19 protein-coding genes are annotated in these 22306 nt (G+C 64.5%); 7 read left to right on the top strand and 12 right to left on the bottom strand.

The features are described from left to right. Positions 1–2 precede the first annotated feature (2 nt). The 3 genes from J3A71_RS05160 (at position 3) to J3A71_RS05150 (ending at position 2963) form a co-directional block, all read left to right on the top strand. Entirely contained in the window at positions 3–1457 is a 1455-nt protein-coding gene (locus tag J3A71_RS05160) for a mannose-1-phosphate guanylyltransferase/mannose-6-phosphate isomerase (protein WP_024717464.1), read from the top strand. Between the two features lie 141 nt (positions 1458–1598). Then, the gene (locus tag J3A71_RS05155) at positions 1599–2063 is read left to right on the top strand and encodes a hypothetical protein (protein ID WP_016489021.1); all 465 of its coding nucleotides are present in this window, start codon (positions 1599–1601) and stop codon (positions 2061–2063) included. 87 nt (positions 2064–2150) lie between these two features. Next, on the top strand, positions 2151–2963 hold the full coding sequence (locus tag J3A71_RS05150; RefSeq protein WP_016489022.1) for an SDR family oxidoreductase: 813 nt from the start codon (positions 2151–2153) through the stop codon (positions 2961–2963). A gap of 29 nt (positions 2964–2992) precedes the next feature. Here J3A71_RS05150 and J3A71_RS05145 read toward each other — a convergent pair whose 3' ends face one another. The 4 genes from J3A71_RS05145 to J3A71_RS05130 all read right to left on the bottom strand — a co-directional run bounded on the left by J3A71_RS05145 (position 2993) and on the right by J3A71_RS05130 (position 8094). After that, entirely contained in the window at positions 2993–4444 is a 1452-nt protein-coding gene (locus J3A71_RS05145) for an efflux transporter outer membrane subunit (RefSeq protein ID WP_096426737.1), read from the bottom strand. Continuing rightward, positions 4441–5502 carry an HlyD family secretion protein gene (locus tag J3A71_RS05140; RefSeq protein ID WP_096426738.1) on the bottom strand — a complete coding sequence of 354 codons (1062 nt, stop codon included), beginning with the start codon at positions 5500–5502 and terminating at the stop codon, positions 4441–4443. The genes J3A71_RS05145 and J3A71_RS05140 overlap by 4 nt, the downstream gene beginning before the upstream one ends. Positions 5503–5530: 28 nt before the next feature. Further along, complete coding sequence (locus tag J3A71_RS05135) at positions 5531–7072, bottom strand: MFS transporter (RefSeq protein ID WP_096426739.1); 1542 nt, start codon at positions 7070–7072, stop codon at positions 5531–5533. 116 nt (positions 7073–7188) lie between these two features. Next, positions 7189–8094 carry a LysR family transcriptional regulator gene (locus J3A71_RS05130; protein ID WP_060517440.1) on the bottom strand — a complete coding sequence of 302 codons (906 nt, stop codon included), beginning with the start codon at positions 8092–8094 and terminating at the stop codon, positions 7189–7191. A gap of 272 nt (positions 8095–8366) precedes the next feature. On the opposite strand from J3A71_RS05130, the gene J3A71_RS05125 reads away from it, so the two are divergent. After that, complete coding sequence (locus J3A71_RS05125) at positions 8367–8819, top strand: universal stress protein (protein WP_096426740.1); 453 nt, start codon at positions 8367–8369, stop codon at positions 8817–8819. A gap of 36 nt (positions 8820–8855) precedes the next feature. On the opposite strand, the gene J3A71_RS05120 is transcribed toward J3A71_RS05125, so the two are convergent. The 4 genes from J3A71_RS05120 to J3A71_RS05105 are packed head-to-tail and all read right to left on the bottom strand — an operon-like array spanning position 8856 to position 13620. Next, positions 8856–9716 (bottom strand): HlyD family secretion protein, encoded by an 861-nt coding sequence (locus J3A71_RS05120; protein WP_016489028.1) that lies wholly within the window; start codon positions 9714–9716, stop codon positions 8856–8858. Between the two features lie 10 nt (positions 9717–9726). Beyond that, positions 9727–9927: a DUF1656 domain-containing protein gene (locus J3A71_RS05115; RefSeq protein ID WP_009685040.1), complete on the bottom strand. Its 201-nt coding sequence runs from the start codon at positions 9925–9927 to the stop codon at positions 9727–9729. Further along, a complete protein-coding gene (locus J3A71_RS05110) occupies positions 9917–12094 on the bottom strand; it encodes an FUSC family protein (protein ID WP_060517435.1) in 2178 nt (725 codons plus the stop codon). Before J3A71_RS05110 ends, J3A71_RS05115 begins: the two co-directional genes overlap by 11 nt. Then, positions 12091–13620 carry an efflux transporter outer membrane subunit gene (locus J3A71_RS05105; protein ID WP_016489030.1) on the bottom strand — a complete coding sequence of 510 codons (1530 nt, stop codon included), beginning with the start codon at positions 13618–13620 and terminating at the stop codon, positions 12091–12093. The genes J3A71_RS05110 and J3A71_RS05105 overlap by 4 nt, the downstream gene beginning before the upstream one ends. 192 nt (positions 13621–13812) lie before the next feature. Here J3A71_RS05105 and J3A71_RS05100 point away from each other — a divergent pair, with 192 nt between their 5' ends. Both J3A71_RS05100 and J3A71_RS05095 read left to right on the top strand, forming a co-directional pair. After that, a complete protein-coding gene (locus J3A71_RS05100; RefSeq protein ID WP_016489031.1) occupies positions 13813–14760 on the top strand; it encodes a LysR family transcriptional regulator in 948 nt (315 codons plus the stop codon). 194 nt (positions 14761–14954) lie between these two features. Further along, positions 14955–15929 (top strand): D-glycerate dehydrogenase, encoded by a 975-nt coding sequence (locus tag J3A71_RS05095; protein ID WP_096426741.1) that lies wholly within the window; start codon positions 14955–14957, stop codon positions 15927–15929. A gap of 72 nt (positions 15930–16001) precedes the next feature. Here J3A71_RS05095 and J3A71_RS05090 read toward each other — a convergent pair whose 3' ends face one another. After that, positions 16002–16904, bottom strand: a complete 903-nt coding sequence (locus tag J3A71_RS05090) for a DMT family transporter (RefSeq protein WP_016489033.1) — start codon at positions 16902–16904, stop codon at positions 16002–16004. 252 nt (positions 16905–17156) lie between these two features. Between J3A71_RS05090 and J3A71_RS05085 the strand changes: the two genes are divergently transcribed. Further along, positions 17157–18032 (top strand): AraC family transcriptional regulator, encoded by an 876-nt coding sequence (locus J3A71_RS05085; RefSeq protein ID WP_016489034.1) that lies wholly within the window; start codon positions 17157–17159, stop codon positions 18030–18032. A 113-nt stretch (positions 18033–18145) separates the two neighbouring features. Here J3A71_RS05085 and J3A71_RS05080 read toward each other — a convergent pair whose 3' ends face one another. The 3 genes from J3A71_RS05080 to J3A71_RS05070 all read right to left on the bottom strand — a co-directional run bounded on the left by J3A71_RS05080 (position 18146) and on the right by J3A71_RS05070 (position 22306). After that, positions 18146–20536, bottom strand: a complete 2391-nt coding sequence (locus tag J3A71_RS05080) for a TonB-dependent receptor (RefSeq protein ID WP_096426742.1) — start codon at positions 20534–20536, stop codon at positions 18146–18148. A 217-nt stretch (positions 20537–20753) separates the two neighbouring features. Next, positions 20754–21734: a FecR family protein gene (locus tag J3A71_RS05075; RefSeq protein ID WP_096426743.1), complete on the bottom strand. Its 981-nt coding sequence runs from the start codon at positions 21732–21734 to the stop codon at positions 20754–20756. Continuing rightward, positions 21731–22306 (bottom strand): RNA polymerase sigma factor, encoded by a 576-nt coding sequence (locus J3A71_RS05070; protein ID WP_016489037.1) that lies wholly within the window; start codon positions 22304–22306, stop codon positions 21731–21733. Before J3A71_RS05070 ends, J3A71_RS05075 begins: the two co-directional genes overlap by 4 nt.

The following is a 22306-nucleotide window of genomic DNA, read 5'->3' as shown; positions in this document are numbered from 1 at the left end:
TGATGATCCCGGTAATTCTTTCTGGTGGTAGCGGTTCGCGTCTGTGGCCTCTGTCGCGCAAGCAGTTCCCCAAGCAGTTCCTGGCCCTGACCGGCGAACACACCCTGTTCCAGCAAACCCTCGAGCGCCTGGCGTTCGAAGGCATGGACACGCCGATCGTGGTCTGCAACAAGGACCACAAATTCATCGTCCAGGAGCAGCTCGCTGCGCTGAAGCTGGAAACCCAGGGCATCCTGATGGAGCCGTTTGGCCGCAACACCGCGCCGGCCGTGACCATGGCCGCCATGAAACTGGTCAACGAAGGCCGCGACGATCTGATGCTGGTGCTGCCCGCCGACCACGTGATCGACGACCAGAAGGCCCTGCAGCGCGCCCTGGCCTTGGCCACCGTTGCCGCCGAGCGTGGCGAAATGGTGCTGTTCGGCGTACCGGCGACCAAGCCGGAAACCGGCTACGGCTACATCCGCTCCAGCCAGGACGCGCTGCTGCCCGAGGGCGTGGCGCGCGTGGCCCAGTTCGTGGAAAAACCCGACGAAAAACGTGCCGCCGAGTTCGTCCAGGCCGGTGGCTACTTCTGGAACAGTGGCATGTTCCTGTTCCGCGCCAGCCGCTTCCTCGAAGAGCTGAAAAAGCACGACGCCGACATCTACGACACCTGCGTGCTGGCCCTGGAGCGCAGCGAGGAAGAGGACGATGTACTCAGCATCGATGAAGCGACCTTCGCCTGCTGCCCGGACAACTCCATCGACTACGCGGTGATGGAAAAGACCCAGCGCGCCTGCGTGGTGCCGATGTCGGCCGGCTGGAGCGACGTGGGCTGCTGGTCGTCGCTGTGGGACGTGCACGAGAAGGACGACAACGGCAACGTCACCAAGGGCGACGTGGTGGTGCAGGACAGCCGCAACTGCATGATCCACGGCAACGGCAAGCTGGTGTCGGTGATCGGCCTGGAGAACATCGTGGTGGTCGAGACCAAGGACGCCATGATGATTGCCCACAAGGACAAGGTCCAGGGCGTCAAGCAGATGGTCAAGACCCTCGACGAGCAGGGCCGTACTGAAACCCAGAACCATCTGGAAGTGTATCGCCCGTGGGGCTCGTACGACTCGGTGGACATGGGCGGCCGCTTCCAGGTCAAGCACATCACCGTCAAGCCGGGTGCCAGCCTGTCGCTGCAGATGCACCACCACCGTGCCGAGCACTGGATTGTGGTGTCTGGTACTGCCGAGGTCACCTGTGACGAGAACGTGTTCCTGCTGACCGAGAACCAGTCGACCTACATCCCGATCGCTTCGGTCCACCGCCTGCGCAATCCGGGCAAGATCCCGCTGGAAATCATCGAAGTGCAGTCCGGCAGCTATCTGGGCGAGGATGATATCGAGCGTTTCGAGGATGTGTATGGGCGCACTTCCACGCCGGTCGAGCGTGGGGTATCGGTCAAGACCATCGCGCAGTAAGTGACCCTTGGGGCCGCTTTGCGGCCCTTTCGCGGGACAAGCCCGCTCCCACAAGGGCTGGGGGCGGGCTCGCGTTTTTGAGCCCTCCCCCATTTCAGGCTACGATGGTCAGACCCCGCGCAACCTAGGTCTGCAAGCCCCATGATCATCGGCGCCTTCCTCATCCTCACCTGGCTGGTGCTGCTGCTGCGCTACCCGGCCAAGGCCCTACCGATCTCCTTGGCCGCCGTATGTGGCCTGGGCCTGGTAGCCCTGTTCGTTGCCTGGCAGGAAACCCGCGAAGCCTCGCAACTGGCCCGCCTGGACCTGCGCCTTGCCTATGCCCCCGAACAATGCCCGGCTGACCGCGCGTTGCAGGTACACATGAAAAACGGCAACAAGGCCCCGCTGACCGAACTGCGCTGGCGAGTGGCGGCGTATGCACCGGGCGACACGGTGAACCTGGCCGAAAGCACCTACAACGCCCCGCGCTACCGAGGGCCGGGTGATTTGCAGCCGGGGGCCGAGTGGAAGGACTGCCTGCCGCTGCCCCCCCTGCGCGCCGGTTACCGGCCACAGACCCTGGAATTCCGTGCCGAGCACCTGCAAGGTACATTTGCCAATTGATAGATCGCCTGTACCGGCCCTTTCGCGGGTGAACCCGCGAAGAGGCCGGCACAGGAAAACCAATCCTCCTTACAACAGGCCCCAATCATGCCCACCGTCCTGATCACCGGTTGTTCCAGCGGCATCGGCCGCGCCCTCGCCGACGCCTTTCGCGATGCCGGCCACCACGTCTGGGCCACTGCTCGCAAGGCAGAGGATGTTGAAGTGCTGAACGCCGCCGGCTTCACCGCCCGGCAACTGGATGTGAACGACAGCGAGGCCCTCGCCCGCCTGGCCGAAGAACTCGAAACCCTGGATATCCTGATCAACAACGCCGGCTACGGCGCCATGGGCCCGTTGCTGGACGGTGGTGTGGATGCCCTGCGCCAACAGTTCGAAACCAACGTGTTTGCCGTGGTCGGCGTGACCCGCGCGCTGTTCCCGCTGCTGCGCCGCTCACGCGCCACGGTGGTGAACATCGGCAGCGTTTCCGGTGTGCTGGTCACGCCATTCGCCGGTGCCTACTGCGCCTCGAAAGCGGCCGTGCATGCGCTGAGCGATGCCTTGCGCCTGGAACTGGCGCCGTTCGGTGTGCAGGTGATGGAAGTGCAGCCGGGGGCGATTGACACGCAGTTCGCCAACAATGCCCAGCGCCAGGCCGAGCAGGTACTGGCGGCGGACTCACCATGGTGGCCGTTGCGTGAGCATGTCCAGGCGCGGGCGCGGGCTTCGCAGGACAAGCCGACTTCGGCGGCGGTGTTTGCCCAGGGTGTGTTGGCGGCAGTCGGCAAATCGCCGGTACCGGGGATGGTGCGGTTGGGGAATGGCAGTACGGCGTTGCCGCTGATGGCGAGGTTGCTGCCACGGCGGTTGCTGGATTGGGCGCTGCGCAAGCGCTTTGGCCTGCTGCGCCCGCTCTGAGATCTCGGCTACCTGTACCGGCCCTGCCTTTACGCTTTCTTCGCGGGCTGCTCATCAAACGCCTGCCAGCCACCCCCCAAGGCCTTGTACAGCCCCACCAACGCCTGGGACACCGCCGCCGAGCTGTCGATCCACTGCTCCTCGCTGGCCAGCAATGCACCCTGCACCGTCAGCACATTGAGAAAGTCCACCGCCCCTTCCACATACTGGCGCTGGGCAGTTTCCAGGGCGATGCGGTTCTGTCGCACGGCCTCGGCCAGGTGGTCACGGCGCAATTGGCTGGCGTTGTACAGGCGAAGTACATCGTCAATCTCATGCCATGCCCCCAGCACCACCTTGCGGTAGTTCAGCGCCGCTTCCTGCTGCTGCGCCTCGCGCAGCTCCAGGGTGCCAGTGAGCCGGCCGCCCTCGAAAATCGGCAGCGACAGCTGCGGCCCGAAGGCAAAGCGGCGCGAATCCCAGCCGCCGAAATCCGACAGTTGCATGGCCTGGAAGCCGACACTGCCCGACAGCCGGATGCTCGGGTAGAAATCCGCCTTGGCCACGCCAATGCTGGCGGTGGCGGCATGCAGGCGGGCTTCGGCCTGGCGGATGTCCGGCCGGCGCTCGGCCAGTTCGGAGGGCAGGCCGATGGCAAACTGCTGCTGCGGCGCGGGCAGCTCGCCGCCCTGCAGCAATTCGGCCTGCAAGCTGCGCGGCGGTTCGGCAGCAAGCAGGCTGAGCGCGTTGATCAGGTCATCACGCCGGGCTTCCAGGCTTGGCAATCGCGACTCGATCGAAGCAACCTGGGCGCTGGCCTGGGCCACATCCAGGCGCGTGGCAACGCCTTCGGCCTGGCGGTTTTCGGACAGCTTCAGGCTGTGCCGGGCAACCTTGAGGTTGTCCTGCGTCACATCGAGGGTGTGCTGCACGGCGCGCAGCTGGATGTAATTGCCGGCGGTTTCCGAGAGCAAGGCCAGCAGCACCCCGCGGCGGTCGTTCTCGGCCACTTCGACAGTAGCATCGGCAGCCTCGACCTGGCGCCGCACGCGGCCCCACAGGTCCAGCTCCCAACCGGCCACCAGGTCGCCTTGCCAAAGGTTGTACGCCGCTTTGCCTGCCTTGCCAGACGGATCGCTCAGGCCTTCGGCGCTGTTGCGGGCGCGGCTGTAGCCGGCGCTTGCATCCACCGACGGCACTTCATCGGCAGCCACGGTACTGCGCAGGGCGCGGCTTTGCAGCAAGCGGGCGCTGGCCATCTGCAGGTCGAGGTTGCGCTCGGCAACGCGCTGGATCAAGGCACTGAGCTGTGCGTCATGGAAGGTTTCCCACCAACGCAGTTCCAGCGGTTGGGCCTGCGGCTGGCTGGCCGCCGCCTCGCCTTGCAGCGGCGCCCACTGCTGCGGTGCCTGGCTGTCAGGGCGCAGGAAGTCCGGGCCCATGGTGCAGCCCGCCAGCAACACGGCCAGCAGTACCGGGCTCAAGCGTAATGCCGGTTTCATCGTGCGCTTACCTCTTTGCCGTCCAGCTTGTCGCCACGGGTATCGATGGTCGCTTCCACCGACATGCCCACACGCAGGCGGGTGAGCAGTGGCTGGCCATCATCGAATACGATCTTCACCGGAATGCGCTGCACCACCTTGGTGAAGTTGCCGGTGGCGTTGTCCGGTTTGACGGCGGCGAAGGTGACGCCGGTAGCCGGGGCAATGCTTTCCACATGCCCTTGCAGCTTTTCGCCGGAGAAGGTGTCGACGCTGATGCTCACCGGCTGGCCAGGCTGCACGTGGGTCAGCTGGGTTTCCTGGAAGTTGCCGACCACATAGGCCTGCTGCAACGGCACCACCGACAGCAGGCGGGCACCCGGGTTGACGTAGGCGCCTACGCGCAGTGCGCGCTCGCCGACCATGCCGTCCACCGGCGCAGTAATGCGTGTGTAGGACAGGTCGAGCTGGGCCTTTTCCACGCCCGCTTCGGCCCGTTTCAGCTGGCCATCGGCGCTGGCCACCTGGGCGGTCAGAATATCCACCTGCTTGCGCGCTGCCACTAACGCCGCCTGAGCATTGGCCAGGCGCGCACGGGCCTGGTCGACGCCGCTGCGCGCCTGCTGGGCGTTCTGCACGGTACCGGCGCCCTGCTCGGCCAGGCGGCTGTAGCGGTTGACCTCATGGTCGGCGAACGCCGCTTCGGCCTGGGCGGCTTTGACAGCAGCCTCGGCCTGGGCAATCAACGATGCCTGGCGCTCAAGGGTGGCGCGGGCATCGGCGCTTTGCGCCTGGGCCACCAGCAACTGCGCCTGCGCGGCGTCCAGGGCGGCCTGGTAATCACGGGCGTCGATGGTCGCCAGCAACTGGCCGGCCTTGACTTGCTGGTTGTCCTCCACCAGCACTTCTTTGATAAAGCCGGCCACCTTTGGCGCGACCACGGTGTAGTCGGCAATCACGTAGGCGTCGTTGGTGCTCTGCCGGTGGTCGCTGCCAAATATCCAGGGGCCGACGATGCCAGCCAGGACAGCCACGGCCAGCACCGAGCCGATGAACAGGGTTTTGCGGTTGTTGGTCATTTCAGCGGTTCTCGAATTCATCCAGGGGTCAGGCCACCGCACGCGGCGGATAGACCCGGGTAGGCACGAAAGGAATCAGGCAGATCAGCGCCACGGCAATGCAGGCCAGGACCAGGTACAGGTCAGCCGAGGTCAGTACCAGCGCCTGGTCGTGGATGCGCCTGGCCAAGCCCGCAGCGCTGTCGTCGACCAGCGGGGCGTTGCCCAGGCTGTCCACCAGGTGGTTGGAATGAAAGTGCCGGCGCAGGGTGCCAACGGCATCCAGCAGGCCACCGGCGATCACGGCGGCCAGGCCTTTCACGGTGTTGAACCAGCTGGAGGCGAACGGGCCTTCCTGCGGCGTCATGCCGTTGGTGGACAGCATCAGCAGCGGCAGCACCGCCATCGGCTGGCCGAACACCTGCAACAGGTAGAACGGGTAGAAGTCGCCACGGATCCACTCGCTGGTCAGCAGGCTGCTGCCGACACAGGACACCGCCAGCATCGCCAGGCCAATACCCAGCACCCAGCGGCAGTCCACCGCACGGATGTTGCACAGCGCCGCCGTCAGCGGCAGGGCGATCAACTGCGGCATGGCCACCAGCATCATCAACGGGCTGGTCTGCGCCGGGCGGTAGCCCTGGATCTGCGCCAGGTAGGCAGAGGGGATGCTGCCCACACCCGACAGCACGATCAGCACACCGGCCAGGGTCACCAGGGCAAAACTCAGGTTGCGCCGCTGCAGCATGCGCAACTGGAAGAACGGCAACGGCTCGGACCACTCGTTGTACATGAACAGCACCAGCAACAGCAGACCACCGCCCAGCAGCCAGCAGATCAGCGGCGAATCGAACCAGCCCCAGCGGTCGCCCAGCGACAGGCCCAGCACGATGCAGCTGATGGCCGGCAGGCCAAGCAGCACGCCACGCCAGTCGAACTGCTTGAAACGCTCCAGGCGCAGCGGGTCCTGTGGCAGGCCCCAGCCGACGCAGACGATGGCCAGCAGCGAGGGCAGGATGATCTGCCAGAACGCCCATTGCCAACCGACATATTCGGTCCACAGCCCCGCCAGTGGTGTGCCGAGGTTGGGGCCGAAGGTGGCAGTCAGGGCGTAGCACGCCAGGCCATAGACCTTGATACCTGGTGGCAAAAAGCGCAGGGCCACGCTCATCAGCATCGGCGGCAGGGCTCCCGAGGCAAAGCCCTGCAGCACACGCAGCAGCATCAGGCTGTGCAGGTTGGGGGCGAACGGTTGCAACAGGCCGAGCACGGCGAACAGGGCGATTGCGCTCATGGTGAAGCGCCGCAGCGAGAAGGTGGTGGCCAGCCAGGGCGCAAAGGCCATGGCCGAGACCGAGGCGGCGCTGTACACCGCCAGCAACCAGGCGCCCTCGTCGGCACCGATGCCCATGGCACCGCGGATATCGGCGAGGGAAATCTTGGTGACCGACTCGTTGAGGCCTGCACACAGCACGGCCAGCAACACACCGAACAGCCCGACCACCACCTGCAGGCCAAACGCCGTCTGCGCAGGTGCGGCCGGCGCGGGGGCGGCGGCCAGCGCCGAAGAGGGCGCGGTCAGGGAACTCATGGGAATACATCTCCAGCAACAATTTCAGGGCTGGGGCAAGTTTAAGAAGGTCGAATGCTGACGAAAACTGACTTGTTGATAGTTGTATATTGCGTCAGACGCAATCGATGCCGAAATCACGGGTCTATGCGGCCACACGCTTTCAACGTCTGGCGCAACCAACGGTGCGCGGGGTCGTTGTCAAAGCGCGGGTGCCACGCCTGCATCACATTGACCTTCTCCAACGGCACCGGGATCTCGAACGAGCGCAATGGCAACTTCAACCGCTGCACGCTGTTGAGGATATTGGCGGGTATCGGCAGGATCAGGTCCGAATCCGGCAGCGAGAACATCGCCGAATGGAAACTGGTGGTGATCAGGGCCACTCGACGTTCCACCTTGTGATTGGCCAACGCCACATCAATGGGTCCATTAGCCCGGCCGCGTCGGGACACGCTGATCTGCGGGTAGGCGGCAAATCGCTCAGGGGTGATCGGGGCGTCGAAGATCGGGTGCCCCTCCCGCGCCAGGCCCACGAAGTAGGTGTTGAACAGGCTCTGCACCTTGATTTCCGGCCCCAGCTCAATGGCCGAGCTGATGATCAGGTCGATATGCCCGTTGCGCAGCACCGCATCATCGTCACCACTGCCCTCCGGGACGAACCGCAACACCGTACGCGGCGCCTGGGCCAGCATCATGCGCAGCAGCTGAGCGCCGTACAGGGCAATGAACAGATCATTGGTGCGGATGTTGAAGGCACGGTCCAGGTTAACCAGGTCGACATCGTCACGGCTGCGAAACACCTGCCCGGCCTGCTCTACCAGCCCATGCACCTGCTCGCGCAAGGCCAGCGCCCGCGGCGTCGGCACCAGGCCACGGCCGGCGCGCACCAGGATGGGGTCACCCAGGGCATCGCGAATGCGCCCCAAGGTGCGGCTCATGGCGGCCGGGCTCAGGTTCATGCGCTGCGCTGCGCCCACGACGCTGCCTTCGTCGAGCAGGGCATCGAGGGCGACGAGCAGGTTCATGTCCGGGAGTTGCATGGCCGTTTTCCATTACAGCTGTGGGAAACGCGATGGTAGCAGGTTGGTGGATTGCATCAGACGCAATGCGCTCTTGCGTGGTGGGGCATTTATTCACTGGGCATGTTCGGCCATAAATGGGTGATGGGCAGGTCGGGCCCTTTCGCGGGGCAAGCCCGCTCCCACAGTTACTCCACAGCGTTTGGGCATTTTGGGAGTCCTGTGGGAGCGGGCTTGCCCCTCGAAAGGGCCCGACCTGCAAGCACATTACTCAGCCTCAGCCAAGGATCCCCATGCCCAGCCCCGTCCTGATCGCCATCGACGCCTCCCCTGCTTCCAGCGCCCTGCTCACCCTCGCGCGCCGCTACTGCTGCCCCGGTGAACACGAACTGCACGTGCTGCTGGCCATCGATTCCACCTTCGCCGTGCATGAGCAACCTGCGCCCTACACCACCGAGGAACTGGAAGAATACCCCGCCGCCTGCGAGGAACAGCAGCATGCCGACCACGCCGTAGCCGCGGCCGTGCGCGAGCTGCAGCAAGCCGGCTTCACCTGCCAGGGGTGCATGGTGGCCGGCCAGCCCGTTGATGTGATTGTGGCCAAGGCGCAGGAATTGAACTGCGAGCTGATCATCATGGGCCACCGTCACCTGACACGGTTGGGGCGGTTGCTCGACCCGTCGATCAGCTCGAAGGTGATCGATCAGGTCCAGGTACCTGTGTTGGTGGGGGCGACGGGTGTATGAATCGGGACATGTGCCACCTTACGGGCAACACATCTCTCAAGGCGAACTCGGCTTCACCACCACCGTACACGTCGTCCCCGCCGCCAGCAAAAACCCTTCCGGCACTTCATCGATGTGAATACGCACCGGCACCCGCTGTGCCAGGCGCACCCAGTTGAAGGTGGGGTTCACATCGGCGATCAGCTCGCGGCTTTGTGGGTTGTCGCGGTCATAGATGCCGCGGGCAATGCTCTCCACATGCCCCTTGATGCGCTCGCCGCTCATCATCTGCAACTCGGCCTGGTCACCCACCTTCACGTGCGGCAGCTTGGTCTCCTCGAAGAACCCGTACACCCAGAACGAATTTTCGTCGACCACCGCCATCACCGCCTCACCGGTGCGCGCGTAGTCGCCCTTGTGGATATTCAGGTTGGTCACGTAGCCATCCACTGTGGCGACGATATGCGTGCGCTTGAGGTTCAGCTCGGCTGCCGCCAGTTCGGCAAGGGCTTGCTGGTAGTCTGCCTGGGCGGAGTTGGCGATGTTGCTGGCGTCGTCACGGTTTTCCTTGGAGATCACCAGGTTGTCCATGTCGGCACGGCGCTTGGCGTTGACCTTGCGCATTTCCCAGGTGGCCTTGCGTGACGCCACCATGGCCTTGGCCTGGTCGACCGCCAACTGGTAGTGCTCGGGGTCGATCTGGATCAGCAGGTCGCCCTTCTTCACCCGCTGGTTGTCCTTGACCGGTACGTCCACCACGTAGCCTGGCACATCGGCAGCGACGTTGATGATGTCGGCGCGTACGCGGCCGTCGCGGGTCCACGGCGTGGTCATGTAGTGCAGCCACAACTGGCGACCGATGGCCACGGCAGCGACCAGCACCAGCAGGGTGGCGATCAGGCTGAAGAACTTTTTCATCGAAGGATTCTCACCAGTAGACAGTAAGCGCCATGGCGCCGAACAGGCAGACGAACAGGCTCAGGCGCAACAGCGCCGGGTGCCAGAAGAAGCGGTAGCCATCATGGCTGGCAATGAACCGGTCCAGGCCCCAGGCCAGGCCCAGGGCGAACAGGAACATCAAGGTCATGGTGGGCATGTAAACGCCATGAAAGGCGATCTCACGGGGCATGGTGCAATCCTTTCGCCGGTGCCAGTGGCGACTGTGGGTCGAGCAAGGAGGAACGGATGAAGTGCAGGTAGCTCTGCGCGCGGCGCAGTACCGAGGTGTCGAAATGACGGGCGAACGGTTCGTCGGTGGCCTGCACCCTGGCAATGGCATGGTCCACGGCGACCAGGGCGCGTTCGTGGTTGCTGGCATTTGGCTGCAAGAACAAACGTGTCAGGGCACGGCCCATGACGCGGATGGCCTGGCGCCACGGCTGCGACTCGGCGTAGGCCGGGTGCACCGGTGCGCGAGCTTGTTCCTTGCGCAGCTCGATCACGGCGTGGCCGATTTCCAGCACGGTGAACATCCAGCCCATCAGTTGGCTCTGCACCTGCGGCTTGCCAGCCGCCAGGCCATAGGCCTGGTGCAGCAGGTCGCGGGTACGGCTTTCGAAGGCCGTACCGATACCGCGCAGGCGGCCACTGATGGCGAAAAGCACCTGCTCGCGCAGCTCCTGCTCCAGGCGGTTCCACAACCAGCGGCTGTTGGGCGGCAGGATGATCGCCCCGGCGGCGGCACAAACGAACATGCCGATGACCATGCCGATGTAGTCGTTGATGAAGGTGTACGGGTCATACACCGTCAGGTTGTTCGGCACCGAGCCAATCGCGAAGAACACCAGCAGGCCGATGCCGTAACCGGCATAGGCAGGGCGCGACGAAAGGAACGCGCCCAGCACGAACACCGGCGCCAGCACCATGCACAGCAGCGGGAAACCGTCGATCCAGGGGAACACGAAGAAGGTTTCGAAGAAGCCGACAAAGGCGCCGATGGCTGTGCCGCAGGCCATCTGGAACGACATGCGCTTGGGGTTGGGTGACGCCGCCGAAAGGCCCACGGTAACCGTGGCGATGAGGGTCATCATGGCGCCGCTGGGCCAGTCGCTGAGCAGCCAGTAGCTGCCCAGCAGCAACAGCACCGCCGAGGCACGCACTCCCGCGGCCAGCGACACCAGCCAGCTGGTCTGCGCCACGTAGGGCTCGTCCCACTGTTCGCGCTCATGCTTGTGCGCGGCCAGCGAGGCGTGGGTTTGGGCGTAGCTGAACATCTCGTCGACGAAGCGGTACAGCAGTTCGAAGGCGGTGTGGAAATCGAGGAGGTCGGATTCGCTGGGGTCGGTCGCCAGGTACTCGGCGCGCAGGCCCCGCACCTGCGCTTGCAGCCCCTCTTTGTAGGCAGCCAGTTCCAGGGTCAGGCGCAGTGCATCGGCGTCGGTCAACGCCCGGCCCACGTAAGGCTGCAGCAGCTCCACCAAGGTGTTCAGGCCTGGCTCGATGGCGCTGACGATCTGCAGCGGGCCACGGGCGCGCAGGCGCTCCAGCAAACGGTGCAGGGCGTTGAAGCGCGTGGTAATGGCCATGAACTCGCTGTTCATCCGTACCAGCCGGCCACTGCGACGGCGCATGTGCGGGTCTTCGAAGGCGGTGACGTTGCGCAGGCTCTCAAGGCCCACGGCCTCGGCAACGAAGCGCACGTTGCTGCTCTCGAAACGGTCCTTCTGGCTATCGCCACGCAGCGCCTCGACCACTACCCCGGCAAAAACGCCAAAGCGCTGGTACAAGGCGTTGCGCATGGCGGCACTGGCCGACTGCGGCAGGATGGCGGCGCTGACGAAGGTCGACACCAGAATGCCCAGGGCAATCTCCAGCACCCGCCATACCGCCGCCATGAAGGCCTGGTCGGGGTGCTGAAGCACCGGCAGGCCGATCATCGCGGCCGTGTAGCCGGCCAGCACAAAGCCATAGGCACGGAAGGTGCGATAGCGCATGGCGCCTGCCGAACACAGCCCCACCCACAAGGCCAGGCTGGGCAGGAACAGCTCGGTGTTCTGCGGGAAAATGGCAATCAGCGCCACCATCATCGCCGAGCCGGCCAGGGTGCCGAGCACCCGGTAGAAGCTCTTGGCGAACACATGCCCGCTTTGCGGCTGCATGACGATGAACACGGTGATCATGGCTGTGCGCGGTTGCGGCAGCTCCAGGCGCATGGCCAGCCACAGGGTGATGAACGCGGCGGCCAGCACCTTGAAGATGTACACCCAGGTCACGCCGTCGGTGCGGGCCCAGGCAAAGAAGCCCCGGCGCCACTCCAGGCTTTGCAGCCAGCGCACGGGCAAACTGGAAGTGCTCATTCGGCGTTATCCGGCTTCTTGTCGAAAATGGCCAGGGTGGCCGGGGTTTTCGGCGCGGCCTGGCGTTCCTCTTTCGGCGCATCCTGACCGGCCTGCAGGCCACCACCCAGGGCGGTCACCAGCTCGGCATGGGCAATCAGGCGGGCGGCCTGCACCTGCTGTTGCACCTGCTGCTGGCGGAACAGCAAGGTCTGCGCGTTGAGTACGTTCAGGTAGTCGGTGAGGCCGCGCTGGAAGGCAACCATGGCGATGTCGTAGGTTTTCTGCGCGGCGGCGACGGACTCGGCAGCGAAATGCGACTGTTCTTTCATCGACTCGCGGCGGATCAACTGGTCGGAGATGTTCTTCAGTGCCCCCACCACGGTCTGGTTGTAACGGGCCACAGCCACGTCATACCCCGCCGACGCCACACCCAGTTCCGAGCGCAGGCGGCCGCCGTCGAAGATTGGCAAGCTGATGGCCGGCCCGACGTTGTAGTTGAACTTGCGCCCGGTCAGGAATTCCAGCGGGCCACCGCCGGTAGCCATGAAGCCCAGGCTGCCGACCAGGTCGACGTTGGGGAAAAAGCCGGCGTGGGCGACGTCGATACCTCGCGCCTGGGCAGCCACCTGCCAGCGGCTGGCAACCACATCGGGACGCTGGCCGACCAGTTCGGCGGGCAGGTTCGATGGCAGTTTCAGCGGCGCGGCCAAGGCCAGGGCCGGGCGCTGCAATTGCGCGCCCTCCCCCGGGCCCTTGCCGGCCAGTGCGGCCAGCTGGTTGCGGGTCAGGGCAATGTCTTCGTTCAGGCTGTCGAGCTGACGGTGGGTTTCCGGCAGCGGCGCTTCGGCCTGGCTGACTTCGAAATGGGTACCGATGCCGGCATCCAGGCGGCGCTTGGCCAGGGCCAGGATCTGCTCCTGCTGCTCCAGTTCGGCCTTGACGATATCGCGCTGGGCAAAATGCAGGCTCAGCTGGATATAGGCACGCACCACGTTGTTCTGCAACTCCAGCTGCGCCTGGCGGGCTTCGGCCACGCTCATGTGCGCCTGGTCCACAGCCTGCTCGCTGGCATTGCGATCACGGCCCCAGAGGTCGAGGGCATAGCTGAAGCCGATGGCGGCGTTGTTGTCCCAGGTGTTGGCGCCCGACAGCGCGCCCGGGCCGTAGAACTGGTCCTCAGGCCAGTTGTGGCGCTTGAGGGTGGCCTGGCCATTGGCCTGGAGCTTTTCGGCCGACTCGACCACGCCGGCCATGGCCTTGGCCTCGCGCACACGCGCCGCGGCCATGGCCAGGCTAGGGCTACCGGCTACCGCCAGGGTAATCCAGCGATCCAGCTGCGGGTCGCCATAGGCGTGCCACCACTGCTGGTCGGGCCAATGGGCGTCGGTCGCGGCTTCGCGTATGGCCGCGTCGGTGGTCAAGGTATTGGCTTGCAGCGTCTTGCTTTGCGGGGCGATGCCCCAGGTTCCGATACAGCCACTCAAGGTGAGGGCAAGGGCACAGGCACTGAACGCATTGAGCGTTCTGATGATGCGACGCGGCACAGCTGCGATTTCCCGAGGAAGAGGTGAAGGGGGCCGGGCAATTCTAGGGGGCGGCAGCACTGGCGATAAGCGCAGATTCCTGCGAATCTTTGTTACCAAAACAGCGATAATCCGCCTTTGGTCGAAGGCAACTTTTCATCTTTTCTGCGTTACTTCGTGACACAATTTTGTCCTCTACATCGAGAGTGACCCATGGACACCCTGCAAAACATGCGTGCTTTCAGTTGCGTAGCCCAGCTTGGCAGCTTTACCGCTGCTGCCGCGCAACTGGACACGACCACCGCGAACGTGTCGCGGGCGGTCTCCAACCTGGAAGCCCATCTGCAAACAAGGCTGCTCAACCGTACCACCCGCCGCATTGCGCTGACCGAGGCCGGCAAGCGCTACCTGATGCGTTGCGAACAGATTCTTACCTATGTGGAAGAAGCCGAAGCCGAAGCCAGCGATGCCCATGCCCGCCCGGCCGGGCAGCTGAAGGTGCACTCGATGACCGGGGTCGGCCAGCATTTCGTGGTCGATGCAATCGCCCGCTACCGTGAATCGCACCCGGACGTCACCTTCGACCTGACCATGGCCAACCGCGTGCCCGACCTGCTTGACGAGGGCTATGACGTGTCCATCGTGCTGGCCACCGAACTGCCCGACTCGGGGTTCGTGTCGCAGCGCCTGGGCATCACCTACAGCATCGTCTGCGCCTCGCCCGACTACATCGCCCGCCACGGCGTGGCGCACAAGCCCGCCGACCTGCTCAAGCATGCCTGCCTGCGCATGGTCAGCCCGGTGATCCCGCTGGAAAAATGGCTGTTCGACGGCCCGGAAGGCCAGGAGATGGTCAACATCACCAGCTCGCCGTTCATGGTCAATACCGCCGACGCCATGAAAACTGCCATCCGCAGCGGCATGGGTGTAGGCGTGCTGCCGATCTATTCGGCCATCGATGGCCTGCGGGATGGCAGCCTGGTGCGGGTGCTGCCCGAATACCGCCTGCAGGAACTGAACCTGTACGCCATCTACCCGTCGCGGCAGTACCTGGATGCCAAGATCAAGACGTGGGTCGAGTACCTGCGCAACTCGCTGCCGGAGATTCTCGCCGCCCATGAGGCGGACCTGAAAACCCATCAGGTGCTGATCGCCAATTAAAAAGCTGCTGCATGGCGGGGGTGGACAATGGTAGGTTGCTAACCATTGTCGGCCCATTCGCGGGCATGCCCGCTCCCACAGGTACAGCGCTGCCCTCAAGGCCTGCACATAACCTGTGGGAGCGGCGGTGAAGCGCTCCGATTTACCCGCGAAGAATCCACCCTCGTCCCACCGCCTTGCAGAGAAGTTGCCCGATGAAAAAGACCGTCCTGGCCTTCAGCCGTATCACCCCGGCCATGGCCGAGCGCCTGCAGCAAGACTTCAACGTGATTTTGCCCAACCCCAAGCTCGGCGACATCAACGCCCAGTTCAACGAAGCCCTGCCTGAGGCCCACGGCCTGATCGGCGTTGGCCGCAAGCTGGGCCGTGCGCAGCTTGAAGGCGCGGCCAGGCTGGAGGTAGTGTCCAGCGTGTCGGTCGGCTACGACAACTATGACCTGGACTACTTCAACGAACGCGGCATCGCCCTGACCAACACCCCCGACGTACTCACCGAAAGCACCGCCGACCTGGGCTTCTCCCTGGTCATGGGCTGCGCCCGCCGCACGGCCGAACTGGATGCCTGGACCAAGGCCGGCAACTGGCAGGCCACCGTGGGGCCGGCGCTCTTCGGCAGTGATGTGCATGGCAAGACACTGGGTGTCGTCGGCATGGGCAACATCGGTGCCGCCATTGCCCGTCGTGGCCGGTTCGGCTTCAACATGCCGGTCATCTACGCGGGCAACAGCCGCAAAACCGCGCTTGAGCAAGAGCTGGGCGCACAGTTCCGCAGCCTGGAGCAGTTGCTAGCCGAAGCGGACTTCGTCGTTATCGTGGTGCCATTGTCCGACGCCACCCGCAAGCTGATCAGCGCCCGGGAACTGAAGCTGATGAAGCCAAGTGCCTTCCTGATCAACATCGCCCGCGGGCCGGTGGTGGATGAAGCAGCGCTGATCGAAGCGTTGCAGAACGGCACCATTCGTGGGGCTGGCCTGGATGTGTACGAGAAGGAGCCACTGAGCGATTCGCCGCTGTTCAAACTGCCCAATGCGCTGACGTTGCCGCACATTGGTTCGGCCACTGCCGAAACCCGTGAGGCCATGGCCAACCGCGCGATGGACAACCTGCGCGCGGCGCTGCTGGGTGAGCGGCCGCGCGACCTGGTGAACCCGCAGGTATGGAAGGGCTGACAGCCTTACTTTGCCTGTACCGGCCTCTTCGCGGGCTTGCCCGCGAAGAGGCCGGTACAGGCAACAGATTATCTATTTAGCCACCAAAATACCCTCAGCCACCTTAGCCTTGGGCTTGCGAAACACCAGCACATTCCCCGCCATTACCGCCACCAGCCCGCACAAGGCCGGCGCCGTCCACTGATACCCCTCGGCCACCGCCGACACATTCAACGCCACCAACGGGAACAGCACGGTGCAGTAGGCTGCCCGCTCCGGCCCCATGCGCCCGACCAGGGTCAGGTAGGCAGTGAAGCCGATTACCGAACCCGGAATCACCAGGTACATCAGCGAACCGATGTAGCGGGTGTTCCACTCCATGGTGAAAGGAATGCCGCTGAACAGGCAATAAACCATCAACATGGCGGCGCCGTAGACCATGCCCCAGGCATTGGTGGTCATGGGCTTGAGCCCGGCCTTCTGCTGCATGCTCGACAGCATGTTCCCCGCCGAGAAGCACAGCGTGCCGAGCAAGGCCAGGCCCAGGCCGTACAGGGTTTCACGGCTGGCCGCATGGTGCGACAGCTCCGGCCAGAACAGCAGCCCCAGGCCGAGCAGGCCCAGGGCACCGCCGCCCAGCACATTGGCGGCGATCTTCTGGCCGAAGAACACCCGCGCGTTCAGGGCGTTCCACAAGGTCGCCGTGGAAAACACCACGGCGATCAGGCCACTGGCAATCCACTGGCTGGCGGTGAGGAAGCACATGAAATTGACGCAGAACAGGCACAGGCCCTGGGCCAGGCAGATCTGGTGGCCGCGCCGGTTCATGGGTTGCAGGCGACGGGTGAGCAGCAGGATGGCGAACAGGATGAGGCCCGCAAGGGCGAAGCGATAGACGATCGAGACCGGGATGGCGACCACGCCCAGCTGGAGCTTCAGGGCGATCCAGGTGGTGCCCCAGATCAGGACGGTGAGCAGGTAGAGTGACAGGTTCATGGCGGCGGTTCCTTGGGCCTTTCAAAATCGGTGCCCGGCGCTTCGCGGGGCAAGCCCGCTCCCACAAATACCGTGCAGCCTTCGCATGCTGTGGGAGCGGGCTTGTCCCGCGAATCGAGGGCGCAGCCCTCGCCGAGGCCCTCAGTGTTCGTCCTCCTGGCATTAACCGCTTGCACAAACTTGCGCTTTTCCCTCTCAGCTAGCTGTCACTGCGGCGCAAGCGCAGTACGATGGCCGTCAGAGGAACCACCCATGACGCCACTCACCCAGCTGCAAGTGTTCAACGCCATGCACGCCTCGCCCCACGCCCGGCTGGAACTCAGCGCACACCTGGGCGATGGGCTGGCGGGGGCGTTGTGGAGCAACCGCGACGATGCCCGCGACTACCAGGCGCCGACCCATCACACCCTGTCGTGCTACATCGCCGACGGCACCGGCACCTTCCGCCGCCAGCGCCCGGCCGACAAAGGTGCGCCCGGCAAGCTGTGCGTGATGCCGGCCGGGCAGGAATCGAACTGGGTGGTCAATGGTGCAATCCGCCTGGCCCACCTGTATGTCAGCGAGGCACAGTTCGCCCTGGGCTGCGTGCGCCTGCTCGATCGGGAACCGCGAGAGCTGCAATTGCAGGAAGCGACTTTTCTGGACGACCCGCAACAGGCCGCACGTTTTCGCCACCTGATTCAGCTGGACTGGGACGAGCCCGGCGAGCGCCTGCTGGCCAGCAGCCTGGCACACGAGATCGTCGACCATGCGCTGCTCAGCCAGGTGGGGCTGCGCCAGGGCCTGCGCCTGAAAGGTGGGCTGGCGCCGAACCTGCGCCGGCAGTTGGTCGACTACATCGAGGCGCACCTGGACCAGCCGGTTACCCTGGGTGAACTGGCCTTGCGCTGCAACTTGTCCGAATACCACTTTGCGCGCATGTTCCGTACCAGTTTCGGGCTACCGCCGCACCAATACCTGCTGGCCCGGCGACTGCACCGGGCCTGCCAGCTGCTGCAACTGGGGGTGATGCCGCTGGGGGAGATTGCCCTTTTGTGCGGGTTTGCCAGTGCCAGCCATTTCAGTAACCGGTTCCGGCAGGCGCTTGGTGCAACGCCTGGGGAATATCGCTCGGCATTCAAGGCGTGAAATGGGGCCGCTTTGCGGCCCTTTCGCGGCACAAGGCCACTCCCACAGGGATCATCGTTTCCTTGCAGGAGCGGCCTTGTGCCGCGACAGGGCTGCAAAGCAGCCGCAAATACCTAGAATTCGAAGGTGCTGGACAAACTCACCTGCCGGGCATCCCCAATCGCCACAAAGTACTGGTTCACCGCCGAACTGTAATAAACCTTGTCGAACAGGTTCTTCACGTTCAATTGCAAACGCACGTTGTGCTCATCAAGCTTGGTCTCGTAACTGGCGAACGCGTCGGCCACGGTGTACGACGGCAAGTCGAAAGTGTTGGTCGCGTTGCCCGCCCGCTCACCCACGTAACGCGCGCCTGCCCCCAAGCGCAGATTGTCGCCACCGAACAGGCTGCCGAAGTCGTACACCGCCGACAACGAACCGCTGTGCCTGGCCACATTCTGCAGGCGTTTGCCTTCAAGATCAGGGTCCTTGGTCACCTTGGCATCGGTAAACGCATAGCTGCCGATCAGGCTCCAGCGCTCGCTGAGCTGCCCGGTCAGGTCAAGCTCCACACCCCGTGAACTGACTTCCCCTGCATTGCTGTAGACGGTCTCGCCGGTTCCGCTGTCGAAATTGGCGACCAGCACGTTGCGCTTGGTAATGTCGAACAGCGCAAGGGTACCGGTCAGGCTACCGGGCATGTCGAGCTTGGCTCCCAGCTCCCAGGACTTGCCCTCTTCGGGTGCGACCGAAGCGTCCAGCACCACACCGCCGGTCAGCGGTGCAATGCTGGAGTTGGGCTTGAACGACTCGCTGTAGCTGCCATAGAACGAGAGCTGGTCATCAACCTTGTAGACGATGCCTGCGTGCGGCACCCATGCCTGGCCGCTGGTATCGGTATTGGCCGTGAACGGCCGGCCACGGCCGGCATACTGGTCGTATTGCTGGAAACGTGCGCCGGCCACCAGTATCCAGTGCTCGTCCAGGTGCAGTGCGTCTTGCATGAACAGTGCATCGGTGCGCAGCTTGTCGGTCTGGTCGCTGTCACTGGCTCGTATGCTGGTGCCTTCCACCTCCTGACCATAAACGGGGTTCAGGTAACTGAAGGTGGAGCGGGCAGTCTGGCGAATGAGGTCGCCGCGATACACTTTGCGGTCTTCATGGTCGACGCCGAACAACAGATCATTCTGCATGCCGGCCAATTCCACATTACCGGCCAGGCTCAGAGTAGCGAACTGGTCGCGGCTCATGGCGTTGTGGGTGCCGTCGATGCTGCGCGTCAGCGTGCCTTTGGCTTCGTTGACGCCGGTCACCCGCACCTGGCTTGCATCATAGGTCTCGCGGTTGAAGCTGTAGCCAAAGTGCAGCTTCCAGTCGTCGGCCAGCTGATGATCGACTTCCAGGCGGTACAGGTCGGAGCGCCCCTCCATGTCGTTGAACGGCTCGTCCAGGCGGCGCGTGGCGGGGATGTTCAGCGGGTGGCCGTTGCTGCCGAACGCGGTGCCACGGTCGAAGGGGTAGAGAAACTCGCGGTGCTCGTAGGCCAGCACCACCTGCGTGTCTTCGCCCAGCCAGGCCAGCGACGGCGCCACCAGCGATTCGCGGTGCACGCCGTAGTTGCGCCAGTAGTCTTCGTCTTCGTGATCGACGATCAGGCGGTAGGCGAAGTTGCTGTCGCCCAGCGCACCGGTGCTGTCCAGCCCGCCGCCACTGCCGTTCTTGCCGCTGCCGTAGGTCGAGCCACGCACGGTCAGGGCGTTGTACTGCTGCAGTTGTGGGCGCTTGCTGACCACGTTGATCACCCCGCCCGGGTCCTGGATGCCGTACAGCAGCGAGGCCGGCCCCTTGAGCACTTCGACCCGCTCGGTGCTGGCGTTGAGGCTGCGGCCCTGCACGATGGGCATGCCATCGCGCATGATCGAGCCGTCGCGGTTGTCGCCAAAGCCGCGCTTCATCACCGTGTCGGATGTGCCGCCAAAGTTGTTGCCCTGGGTAATGCCGCTGACGTTGGACAGGGCATCATCGAGGTTGCGCGGGGCTTGGTCGCGGATGACCTGGGCCGGTACCACGTTGATGGTCTGCGGGATGTCCTGATTCGGCCCCTGCCCGCGCATGATCGAAGCGCTGGCCGGGGGCTGGTAGCTGTAGTCGTCCAGCTGCGAGGTTACGTTGGTGGCCTGCAGGTTGAGGGCGCCTGAAGTGTCGGCGGGTTCGAGGGTCAGGGTGCGTGCGTCGACGCGCCGCCAGGCCAGCCCGGCGTTGCCCAGCAGCTGTTGCAGCGCCTGCTCGGCGCTGAACCGGCCATTCAATGCCGGGGCCTGTACACCTGGCAGTTCGAGGGTGTAGACCACGCTCTGGCCGGTGGTGCGGCTGAAGGCGTTGAGCGCCTGGGCCAACGGTTGGGCCGGCTGGGCGAAGGCAAAGGCCTGCAGCTGCTCGGCGGCGCTTGCCAGGGGGGCGACGGCGAAGGCCGGCAGCGCAGCAAGGCCGAGCCAGAGAGGGACGCAACGCGGGGAGAACTTCATGGACGCTGACCTGTGAGAGGGTGATGATTGCGAATGAATCGCACTTTCACTCATTACACGGATGCCACGTCCTGTTACCTCACCCGCTAACTGAAAATATTTTCCCTGTACCGGCCTCTTCGCGGGCACGCCCGCTCCCACAGGGATGGCACAAGTTCAAAATCCGGTGCAGTACCTGTGGGAGCGGGCATGCCCGCGAAGAGGCCGGCACAGGCAACTACCGGATCAAGGTCAAACGCCCGAACACGGTCTGCCGCGAAAAGCCCATGACCTTGCCCAGCGAATCCAGCGCCAGCAGCGGCTCGGTCACCGGAAAGCTGCCGCTGACCTTGCGCTGCCCCAGTTCGCCATCCAGCAACAGGATGCGCCCCGGGTAATAGCGCCCAAGGTCTTCGACCACCTGCGCCAGCGGCACCTGGTAATAGTTCAGCCACCCCTGCCGCCAGGCCAGGCGGTTGTCACTGTCCACCACCAAGGTGTCGCCTACCCTGCCTGCGCTGTAGGCCACCTGCTGGTTGGCAGTCAGTTCACCCGCCAAAGTGCCTTGCGCGGGGCTGACCCTGACCCGCCCACTGCGCACTGTCACCTGGGCGCCCTCGCCTTGCTCACGCACCTCAAACTGGGTACCGAGCACTCGCACTTCGCCACCGCCCGCTTCGACCACGAATGGCTCACCGTTATGAGTGACCTCAAAGTATGCCGCGCCATGCAGCAACCGCACACGGCGCTCACCCTGGGCAAAATCGACTGCAATGGCGCTACCTGCATCAAGCGTCACCTGCGACTGGTCGGCCAAGGTCATCTGGCGAATCTGCCCGGCACTGCTGTAGTCAGCCTGCAGCTCCTGCAACCAGTATCCCGGGTGCCAGCCCCCGGCAACGCCCACGGCCAGCATCAGGCAGGCCGCCATCGCCATTGCCGCCATCCGCCGCCACGGGCCACGGGTCGGTGGCCTGGCCATTGCATTGAGGTAGTGCTGCAGGGCGTCCTGTTCTTCGTCGGCCAGTCGCGCGGCCGGAGCGGCGCTTTTCTGCCACAGCGCCTGGGCCTGTTGGTAGGCCTCACGGTGCCCGGGGTCGGCCAGCAACCAGCGTTTGAACGCAGCCCCTTCCGCTTGCGCGGGCTGCTCATTGATGCGGCTGAGCCATTGCAAAGCGGCCTGGGACTGCGCCTCGGTGATCGGGGGCAAACGGCTCATCGACGGGCACTCCCAGGCCGGCGTGGGGTGGGCGCGGGCTCGGCAACACTCGCCTTGCACGCTTCAAGGGCGCGCATCATATGCTTTTCCACGGCACTCTGGGACAGCTGCATAGCCTTGGCGATTTCACCGTACTTGCAGCCGTGGATGCGGTTGAGCAGAAAGATCTGCCGGGTGCGCTCGGGCAAGGCGCGCAAGGCGGCTTCGATGCGCTGCAGGTCGTGGTCGACCTCCAGCGCCTGCTCGGGCGCCTGAGCCATGCCCGTGTCGTCCATTGGCAGCGCGGCTTCTGCCACGCGTTCACGGCTGCCTTCACTGCGCAGGTGGTCGATCGCCAGGTTGCCGGCACAACGCAACAGGTACGTGTCCAGCGCCTCGACCTTGACCTCGGGGCGGCGCCAGAAACGCAGGAACAGCTCCTGGACCAGGTCTGAAGCCGTGGCGCGACAGCCTACACGCCGGCTGACCAGTGCCTCCATGCGCGCACGCTGGGCCAGGAACACCTGGACGAAACGTGCACGCCCGCCCGCGCTGTCGGCCTCGGGCTCGATGATATCCCTCTGCTCGCTCAC

Origin of the sequence: Pseudomonas sp. PvP089, from assembly GCF_017875165.1 — a bacterium.
GTDB lineage: Bacteria > Pseudomonadota > Gammaproteobacteria > Pseudomonadales > Pseudomonadaceae > Aquipseudomonas > Aquipseudomonas fortuita.
This window is presented reverse-complemented; position numbering and strand designations above follow the sequence as displayed.

Coding starts and splice junctions, on each gene's coding strand:
- J3A71_RS05120 (WP_016489028.1), bottom strand. CDS start 9,716: ATGAAAAAGTTCTTCAGCCTGATCGCCACCCTGCTGGTGCTGGTCGCT.
- J3A71_RS05080 (WP_096426742.1), bottom strand. CDS start 20,536: ATGAAGTTCTCCCCGCGTTGCGTCCCTCTCTGGCTCGGCCTTGCTGCG.
- J3A71_RS05130 (WP_060517440.1), bottom strand. CDS start 8,094: ATGCAACTCCCGGACATGAACCTGCTCGTCGCCCTCGATGCCCTGCTC.
- J3A71_RS05115 (WP_009685040.1), bottom strand. CDS start 9,927: ATGCCCCGTGAGATCGCCTTTCATGGCGTTTACATGCCCACCATGACC.
- J3A71_RS05155 (WP_016489021.1), top strand. CDS start 1,599: ATGATCATCGGCGCCTTCCTCATCCTCACCTGGCTGGTGCTGCTGCTG.
- J3A71_RS05140 (WP_096426738.1), bottom strand. CDS start 5,502: ATGACCAACAACCGCAAAACCCTGTTCATCGGCTCGGTGCTGGCCGTG.
- J3A71_RS05095 (WP_096426741.1), top strand. CDS start 14,955: ATGAAAAAGACCGTCCTGGCCTTCAGCCGTATCACCCCGGCCATGGCC.
- J3A71_RS05150 (WP_016489022.1), top strand. CDS start 2,151: ATGCCCACCGTCCTGATCACCGGTTGTTCCAGCGGCATCGGCCGCGCC.
- J3A71_RS05145 (WP_096426737.1), bottom strand. CDS start 4,444: ATGAAACCGGCATTACGCTTGAGCCCGGTACTGCTGGCCGTGTTGCTG.
- J3A71_RS05100 (WP_016489031.1), top strand. CDS start 13,813: ATGGACACCCTGCAAAACATGCGTGCTTTCAGTTGCGTAGCCCAGCTT.
- J3A71_RS05090 (WP_016489033.1), bottom strand. CDS start 16,904: ATGAACCTGTCACTCTACCTGCTCACCGTCCTGATCTGGGGCACCACC.
- J3A71_RS05135 (WP_096426739.1), bottom strand. CDS start 7,072: ATGAGTTCCCTGACCGCGCCCTCTTCGGCGCTGGCCGCCGCCCCCGCG.
- J3A71_RS05075 (WP_096426743.1), bottom strand. CDS start 21,734: ATGAGCCGTTTGCCCCCGATCACCGAGGCGCAGTCCCAGGCCGCTTTG.
- J3A71_RS05110 (WP_060517435.1), bottom strand. CDS start 12,094: ATGAGCACTTCCAGTTTGCCCGTGCGCTGGCTGCAAAGCCTGGAGTGG.
- J3A71_RS05125 (WP_096426740.1), top strand. CDS start 8,367: ATGCCCAGCCCCGTCCTGATCGCCATCGACGCCTCCCCTGCTTCCAGC.
- J3A71_RS05085 (WP_016489034.1), top strand. CDS start 17,157: ATGACGCCACTCACCCAGCTGCAAGTGTTCAACGCCATGCACGCCTCG.
- J3A71_RS05160 (WP_024717464.1), top strand. CDS start 3: ATGATCCCGGTAATTCTTTCTGGTGGTAGCGGTTCGCGTCTGTGGCCT.